Consider the following 9,424-nt stretch of genomic DNA (forward strand, 5'->3'; position numbering starts at 1 on the left):
CCTGCGAGGAAAGCACCTCGGCCTCGCGCAGCTTGTGGATGATCTCTTCGGAACTAAAGCGTTTCTTGGGCATCGTCCAGTCTCCTCGTCATAAGTCTATGAACTTTGGATCTGGACCAGAAATTTCAGGTCAGCTCACTGTTGATACATGGAAGAAGGATAAGCGGATGTGGATCTTTGGATACGGATCGTTGATGTCGGGAGCATGGGAATCTCCCTTTGGGTGCGAGCGCCGCACAAAAGCGGAATTGCACGGTTATCGTCGCGCCTTCAACAAAGGGTCGGTTAGAAACTGGGGAACGAAGTCGTTTCCATGTCCTACGCTCAACCTCATAGCTGATCCAAAAGCCTCATGTCTAGGCATAGCCTTTCAATTTCCCGAGCAACGGCAAGCCGATGTGGAGGCCCATTTGGCGGAACGCGAAGGCAAAAACTTCGCACTGGCGGCACTGATGATCACCATCGACGAACAACAGGTCCCGGCCATGTCGCCGATTTACACGGGGCCCGCACTGGAGATACAGGCAATAGAAGAGATGATTGCCGGTATTCGGCGAGCGACTGGCACGAATGGCTCATGCTTCGACTATTTCGCGAACGTCTACGCGGAACTGTGCAAACTCGGCATCGACGACCCCGTCGTAAGCAGACTATGGCGTAGCTTGCAAATATAGAATCTTTTTAAGGGCGCTCACTCGGCACAGCAACGGATTAGGTGCCGGCGATGCAGGGCGGCGGGCCGCGAGTCGCGGTGTTACGGACGTTGATAAAACGGCATCAGCTTCGCTAAGGCAATGCCTTCCCGGTGTGACGGCTCATCCGGCAGAAAACGAACGAGAAAAGTAGCTGGGGTTACCCCAGCTTCGACAGCAATGGCCCTCAAAGCGTCGGCCAATCCCTGGTCGGCCGGCTCGTTAATCCCCAGTACGATCTCCGTACACCGCTTTTTGCCACGGGTAAGCTCATAGAGAAAAGCCTGGTCGACCCGGCCGCTTTGGTTGAACCACTCCACTAGCTTGACCGCAACCGGATAGAGAGCATCATCAGGCAGCCGAAAAGCCCATGGCGCAGTGCGCGACGGCCATTCAGCATCGTGATGCGTGTCGGCAATGTAACCTCGCAGTAAGGCTAATTGTGCCGTGTTCAATTCGAATGCCTCCTTGGAGAGTGGATTGACAATGTACCGTTGGGTACCCCCGGCAGCTAAGAGTAAGCGTACCGGCACGCTTACGAGCGTTGCGGGCGAGGGGAGTGCTAGCGAGAAATGTGATTGGCCAGTAAAGATCGGAATGAAACTTGCCCCGTCGATCGTGCGCTGCCACTGCACAAGGTTGCGCCCGGGCGCCGCATCTCCCGACCCCGGTGGTTGCCGAAGAATCACGAGCAGAGACCGATGGCTCAGTTCGCGCAAAAATGCCGCCTCAGCAGGAGCATCATGGTTGGCTTGGAGCCACAGTGTTTCCAGTCGGTCCTGGTGCGCGTGCTCTGCGGTAACGCCTTGATTCATTCCAAAGCTCCAACAGGGCTTAGTGGAGAGTGCGATGGCGTGTCATGGCGCCTACCAACGCATCGAGGGAGGGGCGCTTGGTTAAATACTCATCATCCAGCCGTGTCACTTCGTGCGCGAAGATCAGTGCAAGCGTACTCATCGGTAGGTCCGCCGGCCGCGCCATGCCGCGAATCGCCCAACTTTCGACTTGGGCACGACGCGCGTAGGTGGAAATCGCTTCGGCAAAGGCGTGACTCAACCGCGTCGCGTCCAAACCGCCTTGTTGATGTGTCATGGCGAGTGTGCGCATGGCGAGGTAAATGAGATACATCACCTGGCTCACGCTGAAGTCCTCCAGGGCGTGGTGGAGGGCGTCCGTCGCTCGTTCGGTCCATTCGGGGTTGTAGCCGGCCTTGGCCAGGCTCCAGCGGGCGTATTGGGCAACTTCGGCTAACGCCAGATCTTCCCAGAGCGCCAGTAGCACCAGCGAAGTGTCTTCAGAAAGCTCCAGGTCACGCAATAACTCATTAAGTTCCTCGTGCTGCCGCCGGCAATCGCGGGGAGCCCATCGGATGCGCCAGGCAACGCTGTCGAACCCGTGCCGCATCCAGTCCCGTGCAAGTAGCCAGTCTTCCGCGTGGGATTGCGAGATCTCCGGTTCGATGATTCCAAGCGCATGCAGGGATAACAGCACGCGTTGCGAATAGTGGTCGTGTGGAGCGAGTGGCTTGTGGAGCGCCCCCAGGGGCAACAGGCGTGTCAGGGAAGTATCCGCCCCGACGCGTACGGCCGCCGAAAAGAAAAGGCTGGCGGTCAGGTCAGCTGGGTTCACGTTATACCTTTAAGTTATTGAATGTAGCGGCCACTTGGGCGAACTGGCCGAGATCTGTCGGGAGCCTCCTATACTAAGGAAGTCTTAGTATGCAGGCAAATCCGTGCCCCTGAAGCTTCTCGCACCATAGCGAGGGCGCAAGGACTGGTGGCACGAGGCGGCAAAAAAGAGGCGGTAGTCGCTGCACGCCTGCGGGAGGCAAGGACCGCCACAGGGTTGTCGCAGCGTGAACTGGGTGTGCGCGCGGGTCTCGATCCGTCGGTCGCATCGCCGCGCATTAACCAATATGAGCGCGGCAAACATACGCCAGACACCAGCACGTTAGCCAAGTTAGGGCAGGTCCTCGACGTACCCGTGGCTTATTTCTTTGCCGGCGAGGATGACCTCGCAAACCTCATTACGACCTTTCACCGTTTATCGCAAACACGAAAACGACGTCTAATGACCTTACTTCGGCGTCCACAAAGCTAATGGCGGGGCTGCCATGCCCAATGAAACGGATGCGGTTTCTCGGGACTTAGAGAAAAACGGATGCAATTTGTCGCCGCCACGACTGAAATGCCACCGGGTTATGCGAGGCAAAGCAGCGGTTTGTATCCGGATATGGCGGCGGTTCCTGGTTAGCGAACAGCGGGACTGTGCCAGCGACAAGCTTGCTGGGGCCAGGCTTTGAACCTGCCTTAATTGCGCATAATGTATATTATGTCAAATTGCGAAGTCGGCCTGATCACAGCTGGCACGTGCCTTGCTGCGTGGATCTTCCGCACACATGGAGCTCGAGCGTGCCCCGGAAGCGCCCCCGCCTAAACTGGACCTATGACCACGGCCGTCAGGAGTTCAAAACCCCAAGCGGCCGCGTTATCTCCCTACAGGAAATCGCGGTCAAGCTATACGAACACGACGCTCAGTGCCGGATAGATCTAGCCGGACCATGGAGCGGATGGCGCATACGCGGCGACCGCCTCATACCCCCAGGAACAAGCTCCGCGCTCAAACCGGACACAACGCGGCAATTCCTGCGCTGGATCAGCGCATCGGCTGGTCAGCATAATCCCCAACACAGTGCGCTGGATGCCCCGGATAGCCAATCTGCGTATACGTGCTACCACGTTGCTCAACAACGACCCCGCCAAGACAACGCTGATTCGGCTGAAGTAGCTCGCGCTCATGAATCCATTGCGGATACGCTTGCTGCTGCTGCGTACGCTCTGTCTCAGCTACAGCTTCCGCGCGAGCCTGATCGTCAGCCTGCACCCGCGCCACAGCCAGAGCTTCACGCTGCGCCGCGTAAACGCAGGCATAACCAGCGCCGCAGAAACCTGAAAAAACGAGCAGCGCGCAAAGCATGCTCCAAAAAACACGGTTATCCATGCCCTTCCCCCGTCCCATTGGCAGGCGAAGAATAAGCCAGGACAGTTTGGCAGGAAAGGATCAGGGAAGGGAGCCAGGACATATCCACACAGGCCCCGGAAGGGGCCTAGCTGCCCTTCCCCGCTTCGCCGACAGCAAAAAGGCGCATCCGTAGGGGCTTCACCCCTACACCCCAGCTACATGCCCGTACCACTCTTGAGGGGCGTGCTATTCCATTTGCCATACGTAGGCGGGATATAACCGTACGCCGTAGCACGCTGTCTGCCCTGATACGCACCACCACCAAGCTCACCCAGCGCTTCGGCATCATCATGCCGCGCATCAGCAACAGACCGAGCAGATGAGGACGCAGCAGGCTGAGCTTGACGGGCATCCTGCAACGCCGGCCTGAAGGGATTATAGACACCCTCCGAAGCGGCCTTGTAACACATCTTCTGATCTACATCGATCGGCGTATCTTGCTCCGAGTAACACTTGCAGTCGCGCAAACCGCTATCACGCTCGATAACAATGCAACGTAGATCGGGCACAGTCATGACGCTCTGACCATCAAACAAAGGTGCAGACCAAGGCACCCCCTTAACGCGCGGCGTCATGCGCTTAATCCAATCATCCGTAGACATTACGGAATTACTAGAACCGGAAAACATTGAGTGAGCATGCTGGTCCGGATGAATCAAAGCAGCCTCCGACTTACCACGACTACGCAACGCCAAATATGCAGCACCAAGCAAGCCAGGGATGATCAACAACAAAGCCAGCGAAACCCAAACAAAGGGCGGAATACGGCGCTTAACTGTGTGCAGCTCAGACGAGGTATACGCCGACATGGCCACCTTGGAATACTTGCTGCGGTCCTTTCGCTCAACATCACGCAAAGCCGATTTAGAGGTTGGATCGGACTGACACTCCGGCCATTCAAAACGCGTTACCCAATAGGTACCAAACTTTCGAACCGTATGTATATGCCGATCAACCAATCGACGTACATAAGTATCCAACAACGACGGATGCTGCGTGATAAAAATAAATTCAAGGCCTAAATGGCGATGCTCACTCAGCTTAGCAATCCAAGTTGGGGCATCGCCAACACGACGAGCCGGACAATACTTCTGAACCTCATCAACAACAATAATCGTGCCAGCTGGAAACTGATCCCAATCACGAAACTGCTCAGGTGTAATCACCTCCGCCAAGTCATCACGCAAATCCGGAATGCCTAAGACCTTTACAGGTCTATCCGGATGCTGATGACGCAGCTGTATCAAATGCTCAACGGCACCCAAAGTCTTTCCAGCACCCGGCAAACCAGTACGCAACTGAATAGGCATAAAAATCCTTACGAAGACGACTTAGTGCGAATAAGCGACACCGCACTGCCAACAGCCCAGCGCGCCGCATACGCGCTAAGAACCATCGTGCAGGCAACATCTAGACGTATCCAACCCAGGATATTAAGAAACTCCGCAGGAACGCCTGATAACACATTCATGAGTTGCTGCTTGATGGGTGCAACGGTGAACTTGTACGACACAAAGCTAATACCAAGCGTCAATAAGGCCGAAATGATAATGCTACCGACAGTGGTCTCTAACGCAGCCATCAACCATGCAATTACTACAGGCATGTCACTTCCTCCCCAAAATATCAGCGCATTTCATAGTGGCAACCAACAAAATAAGACTTGAAAAAAAACCCTGATACTGACAGATGAAAGAGAAATCAATATTGACAGTAGTCTTACCAAATGCGCCCGAAACTGGCACAAAAGGACATTGTGTCGCCAAGATTTCATTGTCGACCCACATCACTTATCAAGCGGTTGGCATCCGTAGAAGAAGTGGCCAACCCGAGTACGTATCTTGCGTCAGAGCAAGCATCCGCCACGACCGCCGCTGCCGTGCGCGTGGATGGAGGAGTGGTGCGTTCGATTGTTTGACCTATTTTTCTTGGACTGGGAGTGAATACGCGCGCTACCCCCGATAACTTTCCCTAATCGCCGTGCTCCGAGCCCACTTACGTACAGAAAACTAGAGAAAACCGGAATGCCCGCTATTGGTAGCAGCACAATCAGGAATGACCCGGCGCGGGTGTCAGACCTATTTAAGGATGTGCTTACTCATTCTTAGCGCGTGCCCTATTGCACTAAGTATCCCTTGATACGCCATTCTTTCCCTTCTACTTCGACATAGACGGTTTCGTGCAGGGGGACTGGGAAATTATGAAATTTCGTGAGGTAAACGAATCCCATGTCCTGGGGCTGCCCTGATTGAATAGGTGCCGCCACGACGTTCGTGGGACCCCGCCTCGACTCAACCGCCCCAAGATTCGCCATCATGGAGCTCGAAATTTGCGCGCAACGAGCTGGTGGCACCATCTGTTGCTCAACTGTGAGATACAGTTTGCAGGCGGACTCATAGTCACCAGCATCATTGAGTGAAAGAAATTTACTGACTATTGGTGTGGCATCAACCTTAGGTATTTGCACACCTAAAGATTGGAGTACTGCAGGATTAGTGGTGTAGACGAGCACGAAGACGGCAATTGCTCCGCCCGCTTGTACCGTACCTTTTACAATCAGTGGGAGTTGCAGATGCAAGGCGCCCGGCAGCATTGCCGCAAAGCCTGCAGCTGCCAAACTCAAAATAATTCTGAACGTCAAATACTGAATCGGCGTAGGCTGGGGGAACTTCAGTACGATGCCGAGCATCAGTAGCAAGAAAACGACGCCAAATGTGAAGACCGCAATTTTTTCTGCTTTCGGTCGCTGTGTTATGTGACTCATATGACCTTCCCTTAAAGAAATGTCCAACGAGTTACTTAGTTCTCATCTGGCGCCGTAGATCCCAGGGTCACGGTCGAAGATTCTTTCTGTACGCCCTCGCAATTGACCGCCTCAAAGCTAGGACAACCCTGCGCCATTGAGGAACTTATCAAGGCCTGCTTTTACTTTATCCAATGCTTGATTTGCGCTGAGTCCCTGGGCTTTGGGTATTCCGCCTGGGGGCACGCTCTCGTTAAGGGCGGCCACATGCTCCACAACAGCCGCAGTGCCCGAGGGAAGTCGGTCGGCCATGGCCGCCATCGCGTTGTGGACATTAGTCGCCGGGGCCTGTCCTGCGGCCTGAAATTGCGATCCACTAGCATTGGGGGCCGGAAGCGGCAAACTACGCGGGCCATCATTGGATGGCTCTGGCAGCGACAGGATATCCACGAGATCCGGCGCCGCTTCGTCACGTTTGGTGAGAGGTGCGAACGGACCAAATAACGTTCGGAGCGTGGACAAGATCGATGTATGGTCGAACGGCGGCCGACCTTGAGGAGCACGAGCAATCGTCCCAGCGGGAATCCAGGGCGACACAAGGACCGCAGGCACCCGAACCCCGTAGCGGTCAAACGCAAACCCGTCATGTCGCAGGTCGTCAGGACTAATGGCTGGTGGAGGCACGACGTGATCCCAATTACCCCCATGTTCATCGTATGTGATGATGAAGAGTGTCTTCTTCCAGCCTGCACCATTTCGGATGGCGTCGTAACACCGCGCAATCAAACGTTCACTCAAGGCTACGTCGTGTGGCGGGTGTTGATCGTTAGGTAATCGATTGAATAGCCGGTCGGCAAAATAACGGGGCTCAATGAAACTGTAGTTAGGGAGACGGCCTGCCATCGCATCCGTCATAAAGTGGTCTTCAAAAGAAAGAAGGCGCCCGGGAAGCTCGCTCCAGAGTCGTGTAAGCGTCGCTGACTGTGGAAAATCGTGGTGATAGATCCGCCAACTCCGTTGCGCTTGCGTCAATCTATTGAAGATCGTTTCCATCTATTGAAGATCGTTTCCATCATGTAGGGCGGATGGAGTGGAGAGTTGTTTACGTATCCGCCTGCCGTGCCGGTATGTACAAAGAAACGATTGGGCCAGGTTTGATTCGGCGCAGAGGCAAACCAACGATCAGACACGGCAAAATGTTGAGCAAGTGTGCTGATCACCGGAAGCTGCCGCGGGGAGTAGCCGTGCATGACATTGCGCGGATCACCGCCGGTTTTGACGTAGTTTTCGGCAAATCCAGACATGGTGGGCGGAGCGGGCGGCGCCTTGCCCGTGCCGAAGATCTGGTCGGTAATGTCTGCGAAATCCTCTTCCGGATCCGGAGTCGGTATCGTGAAATCACCCGATCCCTCACCCTGATCACTCGTCCAGGCCGATACCTTTTGATCGCCCACCATGTTGTAGGCGCCCCCTGGAACCCCATCGAAGTCTATGCGATCCGTATAAAGTCGGCCGAGGATGCTATCGAATGAGCGATTCTCGAGCATCAATACGATGACATGGTCAATCTTTGACATCCGCAGCTCCTCGAAAATTGATCCCGAATCGTGGAAACGCCGAGGGCGACGTAGCAAGGCGCGCACATCGTTCAGCAGAGCTTGCTGATGAAACCTAATGCTTGCCCGACGTACCCGATGACCTTCTTGGCGGTCCCGACGTCATTAATCAGGCCTTGAATCGTGTGTTCGTCCGACTGCAGAGCAGTTGTTTGGCCCTTGATGGACGCAGCCGCGGAGGCAAATATTTGGTCGTCCGTGGTGTTTTGCAGGTGCAGGATTTGGCCCAGGACCGAATCCAGATGCTGATACGCTTGGTTTAGCTTAATCGCTGCCAGCATATCGGCGGTTGCATTGATCTGAGCCATCAAAACATTCTCGGCATTGCGGATGGCGTCCACCGCGCCGACGATGTTCAGCGCTTGCTGCTGCGATTGCGTCATGGCTCCCCCTGTTCACGGCCGTGTGGTTTACTTGGATCCGCTATAGATGGTGACAGCCCTTTGGCCTTCACTCACGAGATTTGAAACGACTTGGTGGACCGTCGTTTTATCACCGCTTGCCAAGGTTTTATTGGATGCCACTAACGCGTCAAGCGCGGCATTCAGTTGAGTAGGGTCGGTGGCAACGGTCATCGACGCCAACATGGCGTGGGCATCGGCAATGTCTAAGAAGCTGGCCGCCCCTTTGTGATCGCGCGACGCCAATACCGCAATACGGAAGTCGTTCTTGATTCCGCCTAGCTTAGACTGGATCCCTGACGCGTCGTTAGAATTTTCTGACTTGAACGCGTTGACGATAGACTCGAGGGGAAGCTCCGCTTTCGACGCCGCATCTTTGACGTTGTCGTATTCGTGATGATCGACGATCAAGTGGGTGATGGTATCGATAGCTGCGTTCACACCTGCCGCTTCATTGGTCGTAATCGTGGTGAACCCAGCTTGCTTGGCGACGCTCTGCAGCCCCTTCGCCATCGACTCCGAGCCCGAATCAAATGCCTGATCGTTGCCATCGCTCATCAAGGCTTGGATGGAGTCTGCGTACGCGGTAAGGAGGTCCAAAAGCGCCTGTCGACCCTGCAGTTGCGCAAATGTCAATTCTTTAGGTTGGCAAGTGGGTAAAAGATCTAACGGAGCACTCGAATAAGCTTGCAACTGAGCATCCTTGCTGGCCACCGCAAACGCGAATGCCTCGTTGTAAAAGGTGCTCATGCATTCGGTGGACTGCACTTTACGCAAAAAGGTCATCTCGGCGGCACAGATCGAATGTGCGCCTGAGCTGACCTGAAATTTCTGGTCCAGATCCAAAGTTCATAGACTTATGACGAGGAGACTGGACGATGCCCAAGAAACGCTTTAGTTCCGAAGAGATCATCCACAAGCTGCGCGAGGCCGAGGTGCTTTCCTCGCAGG

At 54.9% G+C, this 9,424-nt stretch carries 12 protein-coding genes and 1 pseudogene; 3 read left to right on the plus strand and 10 right to left on the minus strand.

All coding sequences use genetic code 11. From position 1 onward, the window contains the following. A partial coding sequence (locus IGX34_RS21815; protein ID WP_225737699.1) for a gamma-glutamylcyclotransferase occupies window positions 1-674 on the plus strand: 674 nt, incomplete at its 5' end. Window positions 675-754: 80 nt separating this feature from the next. Here IGX34_RS21815 and IGX34_RS21820 read toward each other — a convergent pair. Together IGX34_RS21820 and IGX34_RS21825 are read right to left on the minus strand one after the other, a co-directional pair. Further along, window positions 755-1,507: an SseB family protein gene (locus IGX34_RS21820; protein ID WP_192557877.1), complete on the minus strand. Its 753-nt coding sequence runs from the start codon at window positions 1,505-1,507 to the stop codon at window positions 755-757. A 19-nt stretch (window positions 1,508-1,526) separates the two neighbouring features. Continuing rightward, window positions 1,527-2,321: a hypothetical protein gene (locus tag IGX34_RS21825; RefSeq protein ID WP_192557878.1), complete on the minus strand. Its 795-nt coding sequence runs from the start codon at window positions 2,319-2,321 to the stop codon at window positions 1,527-1,529. 147 nt (window positions 2,322-2,468) lie between these two features. Here IGX34_RS21825 and IGX34_RS21830 point away from each other — a divergent pair, with 147 nt between their 5' ends. After that, window positions 2,469-2,792 carry a helix-turn-helix domain-containing protein gene (locus tag IGX34_RS21830; protein WP_338015528.1) on the plus strand — a complete coding sequence of 108 codons (324 nt, stop codon included), beginning with the start codon at window positions 2,469-2,471 and terminating at the stop codon, window positions 2,790-2,792. Window positions 2,793-3,347: 555 nt separating this feature from the next. On the opposite strand, the gene IGX34_RS21835 is transcribed toward IGX34_RS21830, so the two are convergent. The 3 genes from IGX34_RS21835 to IGX34_RS21845 all read right to left on the minus strand — a co-directional run bounded on the left by IGX34_RS21835 (window position 3,348) and on the right by IGX34_RS21845 (window position 5,319). Then, the gene (locus IGX34_RS21835) at window positions 3,348-3,692 is read right to left on the minus strand and encodes a hypothetical protein (RefSeq protein ID WP_192557879.1); all 345 of its coding nucleotides are present in this window, start codon (window positions 3,690-3,692) and stop codon (window positions 3,348-3,350) included. 176 nt (window positions 3,693-3,868) lie between these two features. Beyond that, the gene (locus IGX34_RS21840) at window positions 3,869-5,023 is read right to left on the minus strand and encodes a zonular occludens toxin domain-containing protein (protein ID WP_192557880.1); all 1,155 of its coding nucleotides are present in this window, start codon (window positions 5,021-5,023) and stop codon (window positions 3,869-3,871) included. Window positions 5,024-5,031: 8 nt separating this feature from the next. Beyond that, a complete protein-coding gene (locus tag IGX34_RS21845) occupies window positions 5,032-5,319 on the minus strand; it encodes a DUF2523 family protein (protein WP_192557881.1) in 288 nt (95 codons plus the stop codon). A gap of 171 nt (window positions 5,320-5,490) precedes the next feature. Here IGX34_RS21845 and IGX34_RS21850 point away from each other — a divergent pair. Then, window positions 5,491-5,631, plus strand: a pseudogene (locus IGX34_RS21850) (SDR family oxidoreductase); the annotation flags it as partial. A 198-nt stretch (window positions 5,632-5,829) separates the two neighbouring features. On the opposite strand, the gene IGX34_RS21855 reads toward IGX34_RS21850, so the two are convergent. From IGX34_RS21855 to IGX34_RS21875, 5 genes are all read right to left on the minus strand, one after another. After that, window positions 5,830-6,477 (minus strand): DUF4019 domain-containing protein, encoded by a 648-nt coding sequence (locus IGX34_RS21855; protein WP_192557882.1) that lies wholly within the window; start codon window positions 6,475-6,477, stop codon window positions 5,830-5,832. Window positions 6,478-6,594: 117 nt separating this feature from the next. Further along, entirely contained in the window at window positions 6,595-7,509 is a 915-nt protein-coding gene (locus tag IGX34_RS22295) for an alkaline phosphatase family protein (RefSeq protein WP_192557883.1), read from the minus strand. Continuing rightward, complete coding sequence (locus IGX34_RS22300) at window positions 7,485-8,033, minus strand: alkaline phosphatase family protein (protein WP_192557884.1); 549 nt, start codon at window positions 8,031-8,033, stop codon at window positions 7,485-7,487. The genes IGX34_RS22295 and IGX34_RS22300 overlap by 25 nt, the downstream gene beginning before the upstream one ends. A gap of 71 nt (window positions 8,034-8,104) precedes the next feature. Further along, window positions 8,105-8,455 carry a hypothetical protein gene (locus IGX34_RS21870; RefSeq protein ID WP_192557885.1) on the minus strand — a complete coding sequence of 117 codons (351 nt, stop codon included), beginning with the start codon at window positions 8,453-8,455 and terminating at the stop codon, window positions 8,105-8,107. A gap of 27 nt (window positions 8,456-8,482) precedes the next feature. Next, window positions 8,483-9,319: a hypothetical protein gene (locus IGX34_RS21875; RefSeq protein WP_192557886.1), complete on the minus strand. Its 837-nt coding sequence runs from the start codon at window positions 9,317-9,319 to the stop codon at window positions 8,483-8,485. Window positions 9,320-9,424 lie beyond the last annotated feature (105 nt).

The sequence above is a fragment of the Dyella acidiphila genome (assembly GCF_014863405.1).
Taxonomy (GTDB): domain Bacteria; phylum Pseudomonadota; class Gammaproteobacteria; order Xanthomonadales; family Rhodanobacteraceae; genus Dyella_B; species Dyella_B acidiphila.